This is a genomic window from Chryseobacterium lineare, from assembly GCF_977014045.1.
In genome coordinates this window covers 722,809-743,600 of the sequence record NZ_CDRNIQ010000001.1, presented here as the reverse complement: position 1 = coordinate 743,600, position 20,792 = coordinate 722,809, and the positions used below count along the sequence as shown (strand labels likewise).

The window sequence follows — 20,792 nt, the reverse complement described above, 5'->3', positions numbered from 1 at the left end:
TTAAACTCAATGAAAAAAATAGCACTTAGCTTAGGCGTTTTAACAGCGTTTCTGGTGAATGCCCAATCTATTAAAACAACGATTGATCTTGTCAACGTGAAAGATGATAAGGTGGCTGTTACCATGGACTTTCCTAAAATGAAATCCGGAGATGTGAAATTCCATTTTCCGAAAACCGTTCCGGGAACGTATTCTATTGATGATTACGGAAGATTTGTGGAAGGCATTAAATTTTTAGATACTAAAGGAAAAGAGCTTGCATTCACGAAAGTTAATGACAATACCTATTCCCTTAAAAATGCTAAGGATTTATCTAAAATTACTTACCTGGTCAACGACAGTTTTGATGATGAAATGGATACTTCAAAGCATAAAGCCGTATTCTCCCCGTCCGGAACGGATATCGAAGCCGGGAAAGTTTATCTTATCAACACCCACGGATTCATAGGCTATATCGACAATATGCAGGATGTTCCTTATCAGCTGGTGATCCAGAAGCCAACAGATTTTTACGGAACGACAGCTCTGGTAGATCAGGACAAATCTGAAGCGACAGATACTTTCACACTGGCTAATTATGCAAAGGTGACAGATTCTCCGCTGATGTACACCAAGCCAGATTATATTACCTTCAATGCAGGTGGGATGGATCTTGTGCTTGGCGTTTATTCACCTTCAGGAAAATATAAAGCTGCAGATTTTAAGGATAATCTGGAAAAAATGGTCGTGGCCCAGAAGAAATTCCTGGGAGATATGAATACCAATAAAAAATACGCAATCATGCTGTATCTTGCGGGAGGAGATGGACCGCAGATCAAAGGTTTCGGCGCCTTGGAACATCACGAGTCAACGAGCGTTGTACTTCCTGAAATGATGCCGAAGGAAGCCATCGACAAAACCATTACCGACGTTGTTTCTCACGAGTTCTTCCACACGGTAAATCCGTTGAAAACACATTCTGAAGAGATTCACTATTTTGATTATGCAGATCCGAAAATGTCTCAGCATCTGTGGATGTATGAAGGCGGTACGGAATACTTTGCCAATCTTTTCCAGATCCAGGAAGGATTAATTACTAAGGAAGAGTTTCTTCAGAGAATGAATGAAAAAATCACCAATTCGAAGAACTACAATGATACCATGCCTTTCACGGTGATGAGTAAAAATGTTCTTCTTGACGAATATAAGGATCAGTACAGAAACGTGTACGAGAAAGGCGCGCTTTTGGCCATGTGTCTGGATATTGAACTCAGAAAACTTTCCAATGGTGAAATGGGTTATCGTGATATGATCAGAAAACTGTCTCAGAGATTCGGTGAAAACAAGCCTTTCAAGGATGATAAACTGATTGATGAACTGGTTACTGTAACAGGCTATCCTCAGGTGAAAGATTTTTATAATAAGTATATTGCAGGAAGCCAGCCTACTCCATATGCACAATACCTTAATATGGTAGGTGTAGAAATGAAAACGAAGGAGACTCCGCCAATTTTCTGGTTCATCAAAGATCCGAACCAGACAGGATATGATGATAAAGCGAATGCCTTTATATTTGATGAAAGCTCTGCACTGTCTCCGTTTGCCAAAAGTATCGGATTTAAGATTACGGATAAGATCGTAGCATTAGACGGGAAAACCATTAACATCCAGAATATTCAGGACTTCATCAATTATTCTAAAACCATTAAAGAAGGACAAAATGTAACCGTAACCATTTTAAGAGACAATGCAAAAATGGAACTTAAAGGAAAAGCTGTTCTTGATAAAATGACGATAGAAACACTTCAGTTTAAAGCTAATCCGACGCCGGAAGAAAAAAAGCTTCAGGATCAGTGGCTGACAGGAAAGAAATAACTTTCACTAAAGAATTAATAATGAAGCGGGGAATTTTCTCCGCTTTTTTCGTGATTTCATCAAGCTTTCCTTATCATTATTCTGAATGTTGTTCCCTTTCCTACCTCTGTCTGCGCAATTTTAATATCCCCGTTGTGATATTCCTGCACAACTCTTTTTGCCAGTGATAATCCTAATCCCCAACCCCGTTTTTTTGTAGAATATCCCGGTTTGAAAGCATTTAGGGCCTGTTGTTTTGTCATTCCGCTTCCGTTGTCCTGAATCTCAATGATGATGTTTTTATTACGCTCACCAACGGACATTGAAATAGATCCCTCACCTTTCATTGCGTCTACCGCATTTTTAACCAGATTTTCGATCACCCAGCTCATTAAAATTCTGTTGTGGGGAACTTTAATGGTGTAACCGGGAAGATGTAATCCGAAATTGATTTTTTTCGAAATACGTGTTTTCAAATAATCATAATTATCGCTGATGGTCTTATTGAGATCCATATCATTCAGCTCCGGAACCGAACCTATTTTAGAGAATCTTTCAGAGATGGTTTTTAATCTTTCAATGTCTTTCTCTATTTCATGAACACCTTCGGAATCGGGATCATCCAGCTTCATAATTTCCATCCAGCCGATCATGGATGATAAAGGAGTTCCGATCTGGTGTGCCGTTTCTTTCGCCAACCCGGCCCAAAGATACCCTTCGTCCGTTTTTTTAATCGTTCTGAAAAACCAGAATGAAAACAGAAAATAGCACAAAATGAAAAAACCGAGTATATAAGGAGAATATCTTAGATTATTAAGCAATGGGGAATTGTCGTAAAAAACGATCTGTTTATCTCCTTTTGTAATTTCAATCTCGATTGGAGGATAGCTTTTAGCCATCTTCTTTGCCAAAGCGACAATTTCATCAGGATTGCTTTCTATATCTTTCGGAAGATTTTTATGCTCAATCACATTGTCTTTTTCGTCTAAGATGATAACCGGAACTGTAGTATTTGAGCTGTAAATCTGTAAAAGCAATGCCTGGACTTCCAGATTTGGATTGTCTACTTCCTGTTGAAATTTAAGGGCAGTTACTAAAATATCCACCCTTTTAATCTCTTCTTTACGGAGAAAATTGATCAGAATGGTAGAAGCAATCACAATCGTAAGGACAACGATCGTCATCAGTACAAATATGATCCAGTTATTCAGCCTTGCAAATATTGATTTTCTCAAAGTAAATTTATTTTAAAACACTCAGGATTTTCTGCAGCTCAGTACTTCCACTTCCCTGGTAATTGTTGATAATGATTGAAAACACATATTTTTTTCCGTCTTTGGCTGTATGAAAACCTGCGAAAGATTTAGTATCTCTCATGGTTCCGCTTTTCATTTTCATGCCGTTGTCCTGGGTGGGGAAACCTTCATAATAAGATTCGAACCAGGGCTGTTTTTTTGCATACAGCAATGCTTGCACTTCGGCTTTGGCAGAAACATAATTTTGGGGAGAAAGACCGCTTCCGTCGGCGAAATTGATCATATTCGGATTGATACCTTTTGACTTCCAGAATTCCTTTAAGAAAGCGACTCCGGTTTTAAAATACGGATTTCCTTTCTTTTCTTTCGCTAATGTTTTGATTAAAGTTTCCCCGTACAGATTAATGCTTTTTCTTAAAAACCAATACACAATTTTATCCAGAGTCGGAGATTCGTAGGTAAAGATTACATTATTCTTAGAGAGCTGCTGGGTTTGTTTTCCTTCAATTTCCAGTTGAGAATTGGTCATTACTTTTCCTGAAAAATCGATTCCGGAATCTTTCAACCACTGCTTTACTTCAACGCCCAATTGCAACGGCGGATTTGGAGTAGCGCCGGAAACGGTAACTGTTTTTGCAGGTAAAGTTCCATTGATTAAAGCAACATTTGAATGAGGCGCTGTGAAAATAAGACTCTGGTCTGAATTACCACCAACCTTTACCTCATTAAGCCATCTTACCCCTTCTAACGGATAAGAAAAACTTTTAAATTCATTTCCGTTGATATTGATATCAAACTGGTTTTCGCGCCAGTTCACGCCCCAGATTCCCGCTCCGTAATAATTGCCGAGATCATCCCACGGCCAGCCGCCGGGAATAGTCTGATGGTCGAAATAAGAATCGTCGATGATAAGATCTCCTGAAATTTTATTGATTCCCGCTTTTTTTACAGCTTCTATTAATTTCTTTTTAAAGTTTTCCGGCTTGTACCCATCATACCGCCAGCTGCCTAATGTAGGATCACCGGTAGAACTTATTATTAAATTTCCCTTTAAAGCACCTGAAGAAATCGTCCCTGAATAGCCGGAACTGGTTTTGTATGTATAGTTTTTACCTAAAACTTCCAGAGCTGCCGCTGCCGTGAATATCTTTTGCGTGGAAGCAGTGGAAAATCCTTTGTTTCCCTGATATTCGTACACGAGATTTCCACTTTCATCCGAAACGTAAAATGACAGGTTTGACGAAATAGCCCCTGAAGAATTCATCAGATTTTTGGTAGCTTCGTCCAGCTTTTGGGATACATTCTGGGCAAAAATAATCTGCGTTGATAAAGTAAGGACTGTTACTATTTTTCTCATTCTTTAAGCTTATTTTAAATCTGCGAAAAGTAAAATAATGATTACAAATGCTTCGACAAGCTCAGCCTGACACCGCTATCATTCTTCAATTCAAATATAATTAAAAATAAAATTACAGTTCAGTTCCGGGTTCTATCTCGTAAGGCTCCTTATCTTTTTCAAAAATCCTGGTAAGCTCTGTACCTTCAACAGTGATCCGATCACCTTTTTTTCTGATCCAGTTTCCTTCCCGAAGTCCGACTACCTTAAGGTCATTCTGTGTTAAAAACTCTTTGATTCTGGTTTCGCGGGTTTCTCCATTATGCTGTAAATCCGGATTCGGATCCAGGTAATGCGGATTGATATTGAACGGAACCAGCCCCATACAGTCAAAGCTCGGAGGATAAACGATCGGCATATCGTTGGTGGTTTTCATATTCTGTCCTCCGATATTACTTCCGGCACTGCATCCCAGGTAAGGTTTTCCACTTTCAACATTACTTTTTAAAACGGTCATCAGATTTTCTTCGTGTAAGGTCTTAACCAGTAAAAAGGTATTTCCGCCACCTGTAAAGTAACCTTTTGCATTGTTTAATGCTTCTGCTTTATCATCAAATTCGTGGAGACCTTTTACTTCTATATTGATTTTCTGAAAGAAAGAACATGCTTTTGCAGTGTATTCATCATAAGAAATACCGCCCGGCCTTGCGTAAGGAATAAAAATGATTTCATCGACACCTGTATATAGTTTGATCAGTTCATCTTTTAGATATTCAAGATATTCTCCACCGAAAAGTGTGGAAGTGGAAGCTAATATAATATTCATTGGTATAAATGCCTTTAAAATTGTTTGCTGACAAAGATAGTTCAAAGCGCTCTGAATCTAAAATTAATATAAAAGACATATAAAAGCCGTTAATTTTTTCAAAAAAAACTTAAAGATTCTAAATTATTAACTTTTATGGAATTATTATTGAATTTTATTCTATACAATTGAAAAATATTAGAATTATGAAAATGACTAAAATGAATATCAGAAACCTATTTTTAGGTCTAATGTTAGTAGGAAGTGCAGGTTTTGTGAGCGCACAAACCACTCAGACAGACAGTGCAGCAACTACGGCTAATACGACAAGTACTGCTACAGCAAGCCAGTCATCAAATCCTACTATTGATGCTCTTAAAAAACAGATAGAAGCCAATCCTAAAGATACAGAGGCATTAGCAAAATTGGCAGGTGCTTATCAGGATTCTTCAGACTGGACTAATGCTGTTGAGACGTGGAAAAAAATATCGGTTTTATTACCAGACTGGGCTCCATCTTACTATAGCCAGGCGTATGCCTACCAAAATGCTAAAGATGATGCTAATGCTAAGATAGCTTATGAAAAATATATAGCCACTGTAAAACCTGAAGAGGTGGAACAGAATAAGAAAAATCTGGCATATGCCTATTTTTACATAGCTTTCTCGGAACAACAATCTAATCCTGACAAGGCTAAGGAGCATATCGCAAAATCTTTGCAGTATGACCCAACCAACCAGGATGCTGTAAAACTGAGTAAGGCATTGAATTCATAAAATAAATGAATTCATATTTAAAAAGATCCGGAAATTTCCGGATCTTTTTTTATGTATAGTGATCAGAAAACTCACTGCAACCTGCAGGAAGGTTTCGGGGGTTCCAGAAAGTTTGCTGCAGGTTGCAGGAGGTTTTCGGACTTTCCCGAAAGTTCATTGCAAGGGTGCAACGGCTTTTCGGGTGTTCCCGAAAACCTGTTGCAAGGGTGCGACAGACTTTCGGGTTAAATAATTTGGTTACCATTTGAATGAAATACTCAGAGTTTATAATAATTTATTTATATGCGCACAGATTTTGCTGATTTAGCAGATAATTATTCGTTAATTAATCCAGCAAATCAGTGAGAAATCCTATTTAATATATGTTTTGGCTAAAAAAGCCGTTTTCCATTACATTTGATGCTGACAGGTGGACTAAAAGTCCGCCCCTATTGATAAAATGATTCAGATTTTACCAAATATCCTCGCTTACGGTCAATTCAACCTCAACCTTAGCCTTACCCTCAAACTTTCAACTTTAAACCTTTAACCTGACTCTTAATCTTCCTCATTTAAATTTCTCCCTCCAAAAAGGAATGTTTATCTTTGTAATACATAAATCTGTAAAACATGAAATTTTTTATTGACACTGCTAATTTAGAGCAAATTAAAGAAGCTAAAGATCTTGGAATCCTTGACGGTGTTACCACCAATCCATCATTAATGGCTAAAGAAGGAATTCAGGGTGCTGAAGCGATCAAAAATCATTACAAAGCGATTTGCGACATCGTAGACGGAGATATTTCTGCTGAGGTTCTTTCTACAACGTATGAAGAAATGATCAAAGAAGGTGAAGAATTGGCAGCAATCCACCCGAATATCGTGGTAAAAATCCCAATGATCAAAGACGGAATCAAGGCTTTAAAATATTTTTCAGATAAAGGAATCAGAACCAACTGTACATTGATTTTCTCTCCGGGGCAAGCTCTTTTGGCTGCTAAGGCAGGTGCAACGTATGTTTCTCCTTTCCTTGGAAGACTTGATGATATTTCAACTGACGGATTAAACTTAATCCGGGAGATCAGATTGATTTTTGACAACTATATGTATGAAACTGAGATTTTAGCAGCTTCTATCCGTCACGGAATGCATATTATCGACTGTGCGAAGATTGGTGCCGATGTGATCACTTCACCACTTCCTCCGATCTTGAGCCTTCTTAAGCATCCATTGACAGATAACGGATTGGCTCAGTTTATTGCAGATTCTCAGAAACTGGCTTAATTTATTTTAATATAATAATTCAAAGGCGCGGAAACTTCGTTTCCGCGCCTTTGAATTTACCGATCTATATTTTTTACAATTTTACAGGGATTGCCTACGGCTACCACATATTCGGGGATATCTCTGGTCACCACGCTTCCGGCACCGATCACGGAATTATTTCCAATGGAAACACCCGGAAGTACAACTACGTTTCCGCCGAACCAGACGTTGTCCCCGACTGTTATCGGATGAGCCGTTTCAAGGCCTTCATTCCGTTGTTTCGCATCGATGGGATGATTGGCCGTATAGAATCCGCAATTGGGACCGATAAATACATTGCTTCCGAAAGTCACTTTTGCACAATCCAGAATTACGAGATTATGATTGGAATAGAAGTTTTCTCCTACTTCAGTATTGTAGCCGTAGTCACACCAAAAGCTGGGCTCGATACAGATATTCTGTCCTGTTTTTCCTAAAATTTTCTTCAGTAAAAATTCTCGTCCTTCCGAATCTGAATTTATCAGTTGGTTGTACTCATGGCAGAGATCTTTAGCACTAATTCTTTCATCGATCAGCTCCTGATCGTAGTTGGCATTGTATAAAAGACCGTTCGCACATTTTTCCTTTTCTGTCATATTCTTATTGTGATGGGTTGATTTAATTTTAAATATAGCAAAAAGAAAGCAGGATGAAAAATTACTTTCATCCTGATTTTATTTAGATCAATCTCACATTAAATATAAATTATTGTTTAATAAGAATGTAATTGCGGTCTTTTTCATCCTTGCCTACCTTATAATTTCCCTTTAGCTTTAAGATCCAGCCATCTCCTTCGATTGTAGAGCCATTGATCTTTTCAGGAATATCAATTGATATTCTGCTCCAGTCAGGAGAAATCAAAGCGGCTTTGCTTACTTCAAGAATACCCCAGTTATCAGTGATCCGGACGTTCGGATAGACGGTTCCTTCATCTTCTAGCGAAAGTATATTTCTGGGATCAAAGGAAATATTCATCTTTTCAAAAGTGATTTCGAAATGAGGTTTTTCAACAAATCTCGCCTTATACTCTGCTATTTTCGCCTGTATTTTTTCGTCTCTTAATTTTTCCTGAGCAATAATCGAAAGTCCATCGTATTCTTCAATTACCTTATCAGGAATAGATTTTACATCATCAGGTATTTTGATATTCAGTTTTTCGATGAAGAAATCCGTTAAGTTTGTTTTAGCTGATATCTCCCGGTTCCAATTTTTATTTTTAAAGCTTACAAAATATCCGTATATCGGCGTTGTAACATAAGCAAAAGATCTTACATAAGTTGGGTTTGCAATAAAATTGTCCAGATCGCTTATAAAATGTTGCTTTATCTGTTCTTTATTTCTGCCACTCATTGCAAAGCCTGTATATTCTGCAATACCTTCGTTGAGCTCAAGCTGGTTCTCAATATCATCCGATCCCGGAAAAAGTACATTTCTGTGTTTTCTGAACATCAACGCATTGCTTAAATGCTTTTTCTGTTCATTTGATGTCGCCGCAAGAATTGCTTTTTTGAGAGCCTCCAGTTCCAACCGAAGAAAAATTCTGCCTTCTTTCTGGTCAAGATGTTTGCTTTCCTTATTGTTTTGAGCAAAGCCTAATGATGCCTGAGCCGTATGAAAAAGCTCATGAACCGAAAGATTAACCCTTTCATATTTGTCATCAGGAAGAGGCAGCATGATCATTGCCCAAACTTTGCCTCCCCATTGAACCGAAGTATTAGCAATGTTAATATCATCAGGAAGGCTTCCCTGGTAAATATCATGATTAGGTTTCAAAACATTCTTTAGATCGGGATTATTACTGTATAATTGACGGGTCGTCGGATCAACAAGAAGAATATTACCGTACAGATCTCTGTTCCAAACTCCAAATCCCTGTTCGGTAGCTTTTTTAATTTCTTTAAAATAACGTGAAATAAAAGCAGGATCAACAGGTTGCTTTTCCTGCCCCCAAACAGTCATATTGCAGATGAAATAAAGAAATAGAGTAAAATATTTCTTTAACATAATTTATTTTGCATGTAATTTTACTATCCTTACCGCATTTATTTTACCAAATCCGGTTCGATAGGATTGTTATTTTTTGCTAAAGATTCCTTAGTTCTTTTTTCCATTTCCCTGAATACCTGATTCGGATCTGAGATTTCTTTACCGTCCTGTGTTCTTACCTTAAAACTTACTCTTGTATTATCACTTCCTCCGTTTCTCATCATCATTTCTCTCATATTTTTGGAAGGATCATTGACATAATCTTTCCATAGTTTTCTGTACTGTTCTCTGGAAACTTCTATTTCCTTTCCTCCAATTCCCATAATTCTTACGTTCCCTGGCATATCCATTTCATCTGCTGCCACCGTAGATTCCATTTTTTTATTTCCTACAAGCGTCATAATGTGAGATCCTGTAGTGTCTTCAAGTTTTACGATAAGACCGGGAAGTCCGTAGAATTTATAAGGTCCGTCCTGAAAAGGAATATCCGTACTGAACCATGCAATCCATTCTCTTCCTCCATAATTTGTAGTTGCCTTCTGTGCATTGTACTCTCCTACCTTTTGTTTTTCTGGAAGAATTTTCCATTCAGGCTTCCTGTCTTCTTTCACTTTATACTGATCCATGGAAACACGCGTGAAAAGAAAGGTCTTAAAATCAGGATATGATTTTGTCACTTTATAATCCACCTGCCCTGAACTGTTTCTCTTGCTAATATTGATGTTTCCTGATCCGCTTTTGATCTGTTTTTGCACTTCGGCCATTGATGTGGAATCGGCTACAAATTTGTCACGGCTGTAATAGTTTGATCCGTTTTTATCAATGTCGAGCAGCATCATTTCTTTTCTAATATCCTCTTTATTATTGGAGTCGGGAATGAATTTATATTCGTAAAAGAAGCGGTTGATTTGTGCATTCGCCCCAGTAGTGAAGAATAGAAAAAGTAGGATAATATTTTTCATAGTTTATTGCTTATTTCTAAAAACAGCTCTGCCCATATTTTTAAAATCATGCAACAGAGCTTTCTTTAACTTTATTATTTTGTTTCAATTCTTACTTCTCCTGTGGTTTTTCCGTCTACCGTTTTTTTATTCACGTTTATACTTTTGATATATCGCGGATCTAATCCCTGCGCCTGATTTTTTGAAGAAGCTTTTCCATCGATATAAAATACCGTATCAGCGTCGCTTGCATTTTTAATCCCGGATACAATAACAGACTGACCATTGGCGTTGATCCTGACATTATCAGTCTTTACTTTTAAGTTATTAATATCAGGAAAACTTTTGAATGTATTGCTATAAACATAAGCTCTTCTGTTACCTTCCAGTGCTCTTCTTTCTACTTCCAGTTTTGCTCTTTCTCCATCAAGCTTTGCTCTTTTTTCGTCTAGTTTTGCTCTTTCTTTATCAAGCTTAGCTCTTTTCTTAGCTGTTGCAGCAGATTCCTTTGCATTTGTTGCTGATAATCTGAAAGTATTTTCCATATCAGGAGAAAATTTCATGTCTTTTACATCTCTAAAGGTGTAAACTTTTACATTTGGAGCATTTGGTGGAGGTGGCGGAGCATCGGGAGAATCAAAGTTCATTTCAGGCATCTCTGGCATTTCTGGCATTTCAGGCATATCAAACTTTATATTCTGAATATCCCTCACTTTATCTTTCCATTCTTTTGAGTCGAAATACTCATCAATTTTCACATCTTTGCCATCCATATGTATGACCATTGCTGAATTGAGAAAATCTTTTGAGCTTGCAATTTTTCCGATTTCACCGGACAGCTTTCCGATTTCTTCAAGATTTTTATTGTATTCTTTACTTTCAGGTTTAAGTATCTTTAACGCTTCAGTTTTTTCGTTTATTTTTTTGCTGAGATCAGCAATCTTTTTATCATCAAGAGCTCTGTTGTAAACTTTAGGACTTATTACGTTATTATCTTTCGATTGTGGAGTAATAGTATCTTTTTTAATGACAGTTTTTTCTTCTTTTTTGATTTGAGAAACGGCTTTCTCAATCTCCATATTGGTGGCTTTAATTTCCTGATTTTTAGCATTCACCAAATAAGCAAAAGCTACTGAAAATACTACCGGTAATGCAAAAATTCTACGCGCATACCCGAATTTAGTTTTAGGTTTTTGTAACATTTTTAATCGTTTTTTTAAATTGGAACTTAGAAACGGACTGGTAGCAGGCAACTGGTTTCCGGAAAAGTGGCTTGCTAAAAGCATCTGCGCAAATGCTTTCGTGTCCGATTTTTTAACGGCTTTTTTATCAGCCAGATACTCGTGAATTAAACTGATTTCTTTTTTAATGATATGAAAAAAAGGATTGAACCAGAAAACAGACGTAATGATCTCAATAAAAATTTTATCGAATGAATGTTTCTGCTCAATATGTACCATTTCATGCTTTAAAATCTGCTTTCCGACCTCCGAATTTAATGTAATGGAACTCTTCCAGAAAAGATTTTTAAAGTAAGAAAATGGCGCTTCGGTGAGGTTGGTGCTGTAGAAATTAATTCCATCAAAGCTTTCCTTCCGGAACTGCTTTTTAAGCTGCTGGATTCTGAAAATCCCATAGATAAATCTTCCTAAACAATAGAAAGAAACCAGTCCCAGAGCTGAAAAAATAATTCTAAAATAAGTGTAATCATTGGTTGAGTTTTTATTATTAAAATTCTGTACCGTATCTATTAATTTATAAATATCATTGCTTACCTCAATGGTAAAATCTTCAACCTTTATCAAAGGAAGCAGCAACGATATCAGCATCGCAGACAAAAGGTAAAATCTATTGTAATGATGAAATGTCTTGTCTTTTAAAGACAATTTATAGTACAAAAACATTACACCAGAACATAAAATAACTTTCCCGAAATATAGAAGTACAGTTTCCATGGGTTATTAGTTTTTCTTTTTAAGTTCGTCCAAAAGGATTTCCAGATCTTCTACCGTCATTTCATTTTTTTCTACCAGAAATGAAACTGCACTTTTATAAGAGCCTTTGAAATAATTTTTCACCAGGCTTTTCATGGTTTTCCCGGAATACTGCTCCTTGGAAACTAACGGAAAATATTCATGCTGTCTTCCATACACGTTGTAATCTACAAATTCCTTTTCCTTCAAGACCTTCAGAATGGTTGAAACCGTATTGGTATGAGGTTTCGGTTCAGGAAAAAGATCAAGAACATCTTTCAGAAATCCTTTTTCCAGTTTCCATAAGTACTGCATTACCTGCTCCTCTGCTTTCGTTAACGTCTGAATTTTCATACACTTTCATTTTATCATTAATCGTGATATTCATTCACAATTCAATATCACTAAGAAATTAGTTATACAAATGTAGAAATAAAATCCATCCAAACAACTATTTTTTTAGTGATAAAGAATGTTTTTATATAACAAGCTGAAATTCAGTGGAATAAATTTTATTAAAATTTGTTAAATTTTTATTATTGTGAAATTATTGCCGTAATAATATTCAGAAAAAAGAATGATTCCCGCTGAAATTCTTAAAACTTGTTAAATTTTATTAAATAAAATTAAAATGAATTTGTCTTAACTCAGAAAATATATTTATTTTAGTGCTTTAAAAATTTCTCATGAAAAGATATAACTTGTTAATTGTACTATTATTACTGATTTTTAATGTAACTACCGCTCAGAAAAAAGGCTCTCCTGCAGCAGATTTCAGTGCAATAGGTGAAGCTAAAACCAAGATTGAAAATACCGTTCCATTGGCTATTAAGCATTTAAAGGAGATCAGCGAAAAAGAAAATGATCCTAATATTCTGACCAACGGAACCACTGCTCTATCGAAAGAATACGCAAAAGTAGAACTTGAATGGCGTCTTTACAGAGGAAATATGAATAACTGCATCCTGAACAATTCTTCCAAAAAAGCAAAAAAATGTATGGAATATCACAATTCAATGTTCAGAGGTACTCTTATTAACTACAACAATTATATCACAAACCTTACCAGAAAAAATGGATACCTTGGTGTGGAAGGTGATACAAAATTCGATTTCAACCCATCTGAAATTACAACAAAACTGAATGAATCTTACTTCAACGGAAATGATGCTGCAAAAAGAATGAAAGGAATGCAGAAAAAAGACTTTTTAGGACAGACAATGGCTGACGATAACGCGCTTAAGCCTTTCAATCAGTTGGCACAATAATCTATCCTTTATTAAAAACATACCAATCCCGCTTTTTCAGGCGGGATTTTTATTGGCATAATAATTATTACCATTATCTTATTTAAATTATAAAAATGAATTCTTTAAAAAAAGGAGATATGGTAAAATGGAGATTCAGCAATGGTGAAACTCACGGGATTATTACCAAAGTGCATACTAAAGATTTTGTATTCATGAATAGGCAGAGAAGAGCTTCAGAAGAAAATCCGCAATATGAGGTCATGAGCGAAAAGACAGGAAAATCTGCAGTACACAAAGCATCTGCCTTAAAGAAAATGTAATTGCCACAGAATTCTGCGGCAATTAATCTACTTTATTTTATCATAAATAAGCTTAGTAACGACTGCTCCAAAAAGATAATAGGCAACCGTCATTATTTTCTTTTGGTTATTCTCGGCGACCGGCTTGTCATCAAGTCCCAGTTTTTCGGGAAGCACAACCGCTCCAAGCCCCATTAAAAGCCCGGATGCAACATTAAAGCCCGTTGTTGCCGTAGCAGCATAATACATTCCGTTTCCAATAACATCGCCCGCCAATGTTGCAGCATACAGCTGATCATGATTGGTGACTTTCGCATCGACCTTATCCAGTGCTTTGTTTAAGGCTTCTTCTCCCACTTTATTAATCTCGGGAACATTGTCAAAATTCTTTCTGATAACTTCATGCAGGAGACTAAGTGCAACAGCGCCGCCCATACCTGCCAGGATTTTTTTGTACATAATATTGTAATTTAAAAGTGTTATTAATTTATCTGCACAAATTAAGCCATAGAAAATACAATTGATACCACATCTGAAAATAAAAAAGAGTATTGCCCTTAGACAATACTCTCTGTAGTAGCGGGAACCGGACTCGAACCGATGACCTTCGGGTTATGAGCCCGACGAGCTACCTACTGCTCCATCCCGCGGTATATTTTTAGAACGCTTACCGAAAGCGTTATCTTAGTAGCGGGAACCGGACTCGAACCGATGACCTTCGGGTTATGAGCCCGACGAGCTACCTACTGCTCCATCCCGCGGTATATTTTTAAAACGTTACCGACAAACGTTTTCTTAGTAGCGGGAACCGGACTCGAACCGATGACCTTCGGGTTATGAGCCCGACGAGCTACCTACTGCTCCATCCCGCGATATTGGATTGCAAATATACGACAATATTTTTAAATTCCTAATTTTTCTTTTAAATAAAGGGATTTTACGAAAACTATTTTAATATTTGTATCTTTGGATATGGCAAAAATATTAAAAATATATCCGGAAAACCCTCAGGAAAATCTTATTAATGAGGTCATTAAAACTTTAAATAATGGTGGATTAATTATTTACCCATCTGATACAGTGTATGCTTTGGGCTGCAATATTTTTGACATCAAAGCAATGGAAAAGCTCGCACAGTTTAAAAAGATAAAACTTGAAAAAGCCCAATTCTCCATTATTTGCAATGATCTAAGCCATCTCTCGGATTTCACCAGACCTATTGACACTTCTGTTTTCAGGTTTCTTAAAAGCCATCTTCCGGGGCCGTTCACATTTATTCTGGATGCTAATAAAAGCTTACCGCTCGCTTATAAAGGGCACAAAACCATAGGTATCCGTGTTCCGGATCATCCGATCCCGCAACTTATTGTTGAAAAGCTGGGACATCCTATCGCTTCGACCTCCATAAAAGATGATGACGAAATCATTGAATACTCCACAGATCCTGAACTGATCGCAGAAAAATACGACCATCTTGTAGATATCGTTATTGATTCAGGTTACGGAGACAATGTCGCTTCCACTATTGTCGATCTTACTTCGGGAGAACCAGAAGTGATCCGCCAGGGAAAAGGAATAATTTAAGAATATTTACCTAATTATAAGTTTAAACATTCGATAAACTATTTACTGATATTTACTTATCTGTATTTTAACATTATGAAAATACTTACCTCGCCTGCTAAATTAATGAATACGGAAAATTCTACGGATCTTCTGAAAACGACAGTTCCGAAGTTCATTGAGGAAGCAGCTTTTATACAATCTTATTTAAAAGAAAAATCTCCGAAATATCTTTCTGGGCTGATGGAAATTTCCACCAAATTAGCAGATGAAAACTGGGAAAGAAATCAGAAATGGAAAGCAAAACCTTCCGCAAAAGAATCTGCTCCGGCATTGTTCGCATTTACCGGTGAAGTCTACAGAGGTATTGATGCAAAGGCACTTGACAAAAATGCCGTGGATTATCTGCAGAAGAACCACAGAATACTTTCCGGATTGTATGGTCTATTGAGACCTTCGGATAAAGTGATGCTTTACCGCTTGGAAATGGGTCGGCCGTTCGAGTTTGAGCATTATAAAAATCTTTATGAATTCTGGAAAGAAAAGATTACGGACCAGCTGAATTTCGAACTGAAAAAGAATGAAATTCTTCTTAATCTCGCAAGCAACGAATATTTTAAAGTAGTCGACCGAAAAAAAATCAATCATAAGATCATTGACTTTGATTTTTATGAATTAAAAGATGGAAAACCAAAAACTATTGTTGTCTATACAAAGCACGCGAGGGGTCTTGTAGTGAGGTTTTGCGCAGAAACGAACGCACAGACTCTGAATGATGTAAAAGCATTCAATTATGAAGGCTACAGAATTGATGAGGAAAAATCTACGGATACAAAACTGGTTTTTACAAGATAAATGACAATTTCAGAATTTAAAAAATATTTTAAAACAGAGCTTTGCGAATTATATACCGATTCGGAAAGTACTTTTTTAGCTTCAGTTTTCGTTGAAAAAATTACAGGATTTAATTCGTTTCATCAGCGACAGTTCTCAAATCAGGAATTGCTGATGAATGATGAACAAAAACTCGTAGATGTTATTTTACAACTTAAAACTAACAAGCCTTATCAACATATTCTCGGCGAAACAGATTTTTATGGAATGTCTTTTTTCGTCAATGAAAATGTATTAATACCTCGTCCGGAAACGGAGGAATTACTGGAATTAGCGATAAATAAAATTCAAAATTCGGCACTCACGATTGACAAGCTTACAATCCTTGATATCGGAACGGGAAGCGGAATTATACCTTTAGTATTAAAAAAACATTTTCCGGATACTGAAATTTCCTCGATTGATTATTCTGAAAAAGCACTGGAAGTCGCGAAAAAGAATGCAGATTTCCACAAACTTACGATCAATTTCATTCATGCTGATTATCTTAATTTTGATTTAAAAGAAAAGTTTGATATTATTATCTCAAACCCGCCTTATATTGGAATTGATGAACAAGATGAAATTGAAAATTCCGTAAAAGGCTTTGAACCGACAATGGCGCTCTTCTCTCCTACTTCAGATGCTTTAATCTTTTACAGGAAAATAGCGGAAGATGCTAAAAAGCATTTATCAGACAATGGACTATTGTTTCTGGAGATTAATCAGAAATTAGGTCCTGAAACTTTAGAATTATATATTAAAGATTTCTCTGAAACCTATTTATTAAAGGATTTATCAGGAAATGATCGTTTCGTTTTTGGGATAAAATAAAACCAGTGAGCTACCACTGGTTTTCAAAAATATTTTTATCCTATCCTTTTCCTTACAAAAATTTCATACGCCAGATAAATCAGCGGAAGCGCCATAATTCCAAGATAAAGAGAATTGGTCATCGCTGCCTGTGGCTGAATGGCAACGGCGTACACCAACCCGAAAAACGCACCTCCTAAATGCGCTGCATGTCCTATGTTATCATTGTGGTTGGGATTCAGCATCATATAAACGGAATAGCTGAAATATACCAGTCCGAATATGAATCCCGGGATTCCTATCGGAATAAAGAACATATAAATTTCCAAATGCGGGATCATCGCAATAGAAGCAAATAAAATCCCTGAAACACCGCCGCTCGCTCCAATTGCAGAATACCACGGCTGTCTCTGATATACGAAAAGTGAAAATATATTTCCTAATAAGATCGATCCGAAATATATCAGGATAAAGCCAAGATTTCCAAAACCCTGAATAACTACAGGGCCAAAAAAATAGAGCGTCAGCATATTGAACACCAAATGGAAAATATCCGCGTGCAGAAATCCTGCAGAGAGCAGACGAATATATTCGTTTCTGTTGCGAATCGCTCCGACATTGAATTTATATTTTTCAAAATTACTGCTGCCATTCGGTGCTACAAAACTTATGACTGCAGTAATGGCTATTACCAATATTAAAATGTTCATATTTTCAATCTTTAATTGTCGGAATCGTTATCATTCAGAAACAAATCACCAATCATGCCATCTTCATCCATTCCGACAGATGTTTCCGGTTCTTCATACACTTCAGGTTCTTCTTCAGGTTCAGGGACGGTAATATTAATCGTTTTTACCTTAAATTTTGTAAACTGATTTCCGATGGCTTTAATACCTTTTACCGTGATAAATTCATCAATATTAACGGTTTCCGGATCACGTTCTTTCCCTTTATCTTTAGCAAAGATAATCTCGGCAGAAGCTCCGTTGGCAACAATGACATTTTCAATAAATGATTTCGGATGTTCCGAAGGCATGAATGTCTGCAGATTCGGAGTATTTTCGAACAAGAATCTTTTAATGAAATAAATATCCTTTTCGCCATCGTAATAAATACAGGTTACCGGCTGATTCGGCCGCCATTTTTCCAGCACAAGATACTCGTCATCAAATCTGTTTCCAAGATCAAAAGAAACGAGCTTTGCTTCACCGTTTGTGTTGATGGTTAATATCTTATCATCTCCTTTAAAATTCCCCAGCAACGTTCCGCGCGCATCAGCATTCAGTCTTCGTACCGTATCATCGAACCAGATTTTTCTTGGCGCAAGCGTAGAAACACCTTCTTCCTTCAAATCTACTTTCTTTACAGAATATTTTGTCACCAGATTTCCTTTGGAATCCCGGCCTTTGATGGCCAATTCAGAGAAATCAACATCCATTTTATTCTTTCTAATTCTTGGATTCGGTTTTAAAAGAACACTTACCGTTTCCGCTTCACCGTTAGGATTTGCAGAGAAATAAAGCACTTCAGAACCTTTTTTGTCAGAAGCCAATGGATAATCGGTATTTCTTGTAACACCAGTCACTGAGAAGCGTTTCATGTAATAAGGTCCGTCTCTACCTTCCCGATAAATCATATTATAAACCGTTCTTTTATCATTTTTCTTCCATATGGCAACGTGAAGAATGTCTTTTCCGATAAAAGTTTTGGCTTCTACCTTTACAACCTTCATGCTTCCGTCTTTTCTGAAGGTGATAATATCATCAATATCCGAACAATCGAATAAATACTGATCTTTTCTGAGAGAAGTTCCGATAAAGCCTTCCTCGAAGTTGGCATAGAATTTCTCATTCGCCACAGCAACTTTTGTAGCATCAATCGTATCGAAAATTCTTAGTTCCGTCTTTCTCTGTCGGTCTTTTCCGTATTTTTTCTGAATATTCAGATAATAATCAATCGCATATTGAACAAGATTCGCAAGATGATGCTTTACCTGTTCGATTTTGCCTTCTAATGCGGCGATATTTTCTTTAAATTTATCTAAATCAAATCTTGAAATCCTCTTGATTCTGATCTCTGTCAATTTTAAAATATCCTCTTCCGTTACAGCTCTTAAAAGATGGCCGGTATGAGGTTTTAAGCCTTTATCAATCGTTTTCAGAACATCTCCCCAGGTTTTTACCTCTTCAATGTCGTGGTAAATTCTGTTTTCAATAAAAATTCTTTCCAATGAAGAAAAATGCCAGCTTTCCTGCAGCTCATGAAGTTCAATTTCCAGTTCCTTCTTAAGCAGTGACACCGTATGATCGGTATTCATCCTTAGAATATCAGAAACATTCATGAACATTGGCTTGTCACCAACGATTACACATGCATTCGGCGAAATGGTTACCTGGCAATCGGTAAATGCATACAAAGCATCAATAGTTTTGTCCGGAGAAACATCATTATGAAGATGAATAAGAATTTCAACCTTATCCGATGTATTGTCTTCAATTTTTTTAATCTTGATCTTTCCTTTTTCGTTCGCTTTCAGGATCGAATCAATAAGATCACTTGTCGTCTTCGAATAAGGCAGCTCTGTGATAATCAGCGTATGCTTATCCAGTGGAGAAATTTTTGCTCTGGCTCTTACTTTTCCCCCTCTATGTCCGTCATTATATTCGGATACGTCGAGAAATCCCGCCGTTAGAAAATCAGGGAATAGTTCAAACCTTTTCCCTTTAAGATAAGCAACAGAAGCATTAATAAGTTCATTAAAATTATGTGGCAGAATCTTTGTAGAAAGCCCGACTCCGATTCCTTCCACTCCCTGAGCAAGCAGTAAAGGAAATTTAACAGGAAGATCGATTGGTTCGTTATTTCTTCCGTCATACGATTTTGCCCATTCTGTTGTTTTCGGATTAAAAACTACTTCGAGTGCAAAGGGAGTCAGACGTGCCTCGATATATCTGGCGGCCGCTGCAGAGTCGCCGGTATAGATATTCCCCCAGTTTCCCTGAGTGTCTATCAGCAGCTCTCTCTGCCCGATTCCCACCATGGCGTCGGTAATGGAAGCATCACCGTGCGGGTGATATTTCATCGTATTCCCTACAATGTTGGCTACTTTATTGTAACGTCCGTCCTCCAGCTCTCGCATAGAGTGCATGATTCTTCGCTGAACGGGTTTGAAGCCATCGTAAACCGACGGAATCGCCCGGTCTAAAATTACATAAGAAGCATAATCCAGGAACCAGTCTTTGTAAAGCCCGGAAACTTTCTTTAAGCTCTCACCTTCATGCGGGTGTTCTTCTGTTATCATTTATATATTAACGCTTTTCTCTTTATTAGTTTTAATCACTTTATGTAAGGAAAATCTCAAATCTTTGAGTTCTTTTCTTGTAAGGTAGGAAATTTCATATTTCAGCATCGTGGTACCATTATTTTTGCTGGAGATCTTTATATACAGTCTTTTCATAAAAACCATATTAATGATCTCAAATTTCAGCAGTTTGTATTTTGGAAATTCATCACTCAGCGGTTTCTGCAAAAACGGAATAATATTCCTGTTTCTGAAATGAAGGGCTTCCCCATCGCTGTCGTATTCAAAAATCTGCCTTCCGTTAAAATAAAACAGCAGTATCAAAAAAACAGGTACTGCAATCAACAGAAAGCTTTCTTTTCCTAAAACATTGAATCTGTATTTCTCTAAAAAATAGGCTCCAAAACCTGCTATCAGAAAAAAGATAAGCAAGGTATTGATAAACCCGTAAACCGAAGTTTTATTACGGTTGCTAAGTCTCATAATTTTTTTTTATTGTG

Annotated in this window: 20 protein-coding genes and 3 tRNA genes; 8 read left to right on the top strand and 15 right to left on the bottom strand. The window is 36.8% G+C overall.

All coding sequences use genetic code 11. The features are described 5' to 3' along the window. The first annotated feature begins 9 nt into the window (after positions 1–9). Positions 10–1,854: a M61 family metallopeptidase gene (locus ACWNCI_RS03210; RefSeq protein ID WP_449387171.1), complete on the top strand. Its 1,845-nt coding sequence runs from the start codon at positions 10–12 to the stop codon at positions 1,852–1,854. A 59-nt stretch (positions 1,855–1,913) separates the two neighbouring features. On the opposite strand, the gene ACWNCI_RS03205 is transcribed toward ACWNCI_RS03210, so the two are convergent. From ACWNCI_RS03205 to pepE, 3 genes are all read right to left on the bottom strand, one after another. Beyond that, the gene (locus ACWNCI_RS03205; RefSeq protein WP_449387170.1) at positions 1,914–3,068 is read right to left on the bottom strand and encodes a sensor histidine kinase; all 1,155 of its coding nucleotides are present in this window, start codon (positions 3,066–3,068) and stop codon (positions 1,914–1,916) included. A 7-nt stretch (positions 3,069–3,075) separates the two neighbouring features. Beyond that, positions 3,076–4,446 carry a D-alanyl-D-alanine carboxypeptidase/D-alanyl-D-alanine endopeptidase gene (dacB, locus tag ACWNCI_RS03200; protein WP_449387169.1) on the bottom strand — a complete coding sequence of 457 codons (1,371 nt, stop codon included), beginning with the start codon at positions 4,444–4,446 and terminating at the stop codon, positions 3,076–3,078. 112 nt (positions 4,447–4,558) lie between these two features. Continuing rightward, on the bottom strand, positions 4,559–5,251 hold the full coding sequence (pepE, locus tag ACWNCI_RS03195) for a dipeptidase PepE (protein ID WP_449387168.1): 693 nt from the start codon (positions 5,249–5,251) through the stop codon (positions 4,559–4,561). A 200-nt stretch (positions 5,252–5,451) separates the two neighbouring features. Here pepE and ACWNCI_RS03190 point away from each other — a divergent pair, with 200 nt between their 5' ends. Both ACWNCI_RS03190 and fsa read left to right on the top strand, forming a co-directional pair. Next, the gene (locus ACWNCI_RS03190) at positions 5,452–6,006 is read left to right on the top strand and encodes a tetratricopeptide repeat protein (RefSeq protein ID WP_449387167.1); all 555 of its coding nucleotides are present in this window, start codon (positions 5,452–5,454) and stop codon (positions 6,004–6,006) included. Between the two features lie 609 nt (positions 6,007–6,615). Beyond that, on the top strand, positions 6,616–7,269 hold the full coding sequence (gene fsa / locus ACWNCI_RS03185; RefSeq protein WP_346985580.1) for a fructose-6-phosphate aldolase: 654 nt from the start codon (positions 6,616–6,618) through the stop codon (positions 7,267–7,269). Positions 7,270–7,325: 56 nt separating this feature from the next. Here the strand turns inward: fsa and ACWNCI_RS03180 are convergent, their stop codons facing one another. From ACWNCI_RS03180 to ACWNCI_RS03160, 5 genes are all read right to left on the bottom strand, one after another. After that, a complete protein-coding gene (locus ACWNCI_RS03180) occupies positions 7,326–7,886 on the bottom strand; it encodes a sugar O-acetyltransferase (RefSeq protein WP_449387166.1) in 561 nt (186 codons plus the stop codon). 109 nt (positions 7,887–7,995) lie between these two features. Continuing rightward, positions 7,996–9,294, bottom strand: a complete 1,299-nt coding sequence (locus ACWNCI_RS03175; protein WP_449387165.1) for a hypothetical protein — start codon at positions 9,292–9,294, stop codon at positions 7,996–7,998. 38 nt (positions 9,295–9,332) lie between these two features. After that, entirely contained in the window at positions 9,333–10,238 is a 906-nt protein-coding gene (locus ACWNCI_RS03170; protein WP_449387164.1) for a GLPGLI family protein, read from the bottom strand. A 74-nt stretch (positions 10,239–10,312) separates the two neighbouring features. Continuing rightward, a complete protein-coding gene (locus tag ACWNCI_RS03165; RefSeq protein WP_449387163.1) occupies positions 10,313–12,172 on the bottom strand; it encodes a M56 family metallopeptidase in 1,860 nt (619 codons plus the stop codon). A gap of 6 nt (positions 12,173–12,178) precedes the next feature. Beyond that, on the bottom strand, positions 12,179–12,544 hold the full coding sequence (locus tag ACWNCI_RS03160; RefSeq protein ID WP_042720646.1) for a BlaI/MecI/CopY family transcriptional regulator: 366 nt from the start codon (positions 12,542–12,544) through the stop codon (positions 12,179–12,181). A 332-nt stretch (positions 12,545–12,876) separates the two neighbouring features. On the opposite strand from ACWNCI_RS03160, the gene ACWNCI_RS03155 reads away from it, so the two are divergent. Next, positions 12,877–13,458: a hypothetical protein gene (locus ACWNCI_RS03155; protein WP_449387162.1), complete on the top strand. Its 582-nt coding sequence runs from the start codon at positions 12,877–12,879 to the stop codon at positions 13,456–13,458. 95 nt (positions 13,459–13,553) lie between these two features. After that, positions 13,554–13,760, top strand: coding sequence for a DUF2945 domain-containing protein (locus tag ACWNCI_RS03150; RefSeq protein WP_449387161.1), 207 nt, complete (start codon positions 13,554–13,556; stop codon positions 13,758–13,760). 27 nt (positions 13,761–13,787) lie between these two features. Here the strand turns inward: ACWNCI_RS03150 and ACWNCI_RS03145 are convergent, their stop codons facing one another. The 4 genes from ACWNCI_RS03145 to ACWNCI_RS03130 all read right to left on the bottom strand — a co-directional run bounded on the left by ACWNCI_RS03145 (position 13,788) and on the right by ACWNCI_RS03130 (position 14,611). Next, positions 13,788–14,198, bottom strand: a complete 411-nt coding sequence (locus ACWNCI_RS03145) for a hypothetical protein (protein ID WP_449387160.1) — start codon at positions 14,196–14,198, stop codon at positions 13,788–13,790. A gap of 118 nt (positions 14,199–14,316) precedes the next feature. Next, positions 14,317–14,389, bottom strand: a tRNA-Met gene (locus tag ACWNCI_RS03140). A 38-nt stretch (positions 14,390–14,427) separates the two neighbouring features. Beyond that, positions 14,428–14,500: transfer RNA gene (locus tag ACWNCI_RS03135), tRNA-Met, on the bottom strand. 38 nt (positions 14,501–14,538) lie between these two features. Then, positions 14,539–14,611, bottom strand: a tRNA-Met gene (locus ACWNCI_RS03130). Between the two features lie 100 nt (positions 14,612–14,711). Between ACWNCI_RS03130 and ACWNCI_RS03125 the strand changes: the two genes are divergently transcribed. The 3 genes from ACWNCI_RS03125 (at position 14,712) to prmC (ending at position 17,009) form a co-directional block, all read left to right on the top strand. After that, positions 14,712–15,323 (top strand): L-threonylcarbamoyladenylate synthase, encoded by a 612-nt coding sequence (locus tag ACWNCI_RS03125; protein WP_346985590.1) that lies wholly within the window; start codon positions 14,712–14,714, stop codon positions 15,321–15,323. 75 nt (positions 15,324–15,398) lie between these two features. Then, on the top strand, positions 15,399–16,157 hold the full coding sequence (yaaA, locus tag ACWNCI_RS03120; protein WP_449387159.1) for a peroxide stress protein YaaA: 759 nt from the start codon (positions 15,399–15,401) through the stop codon (positions 16,155–16,157). Next, positions 16,158–17,009, top strand: coding sequence for a peptide chain release factor N(5)-glutamine methyltransferase (gene prmC, locus ACWNCI_RS03115; RefSeq protein WP_449387158.1), 852 nt, complete (start codon positions 16,158–16,160; stop codon positions 17,007–17,009). 35 nt (positions 17,010–17,044) lie between these two features. On the opposite strand, the gene ACWNCI_RS03110 is transcribed toward prmC, so the two are convergent. The 3 genes from ACWNCI_RS03110 to ACWNCI_RS03100 are packed head-to-tail and all read right to left on the bottom strand — an operon-like array spanning position 17,045 to position 20,775. Next, positions 17,045–17,698, bottom strand: a complete 654-nt coding sequence (locus ACWNCI_RS03110) for a rhomboid family intramembrane serine protease (RefSeq protein WP_449387157.1) — start codon at positions 17,696–17,698, stop codon at positions 17,045–17,047. A gap of 11 nt (positions 17,699–17,709) precedes the next feature. Then, entirely contained in the window at positions 17,710–20,292 is a 2,583-nt protein-coding gene (locus ACWNCI_RS03105; protein WP_449387156.1) for a DNA gyrase/topoisomerase IV subunit A, read from the bottom strand. Then, entirely contained in the window at positions 20,293–20,775 is a 483-nt protein-coding gene (locus ACWNCI_RS03100) for a hypothetical protein (RefSeq protein WP_346985594.1), read from the bottom strand. Positions 20,776–20,792: the final 17 nt, after the last annotated feature.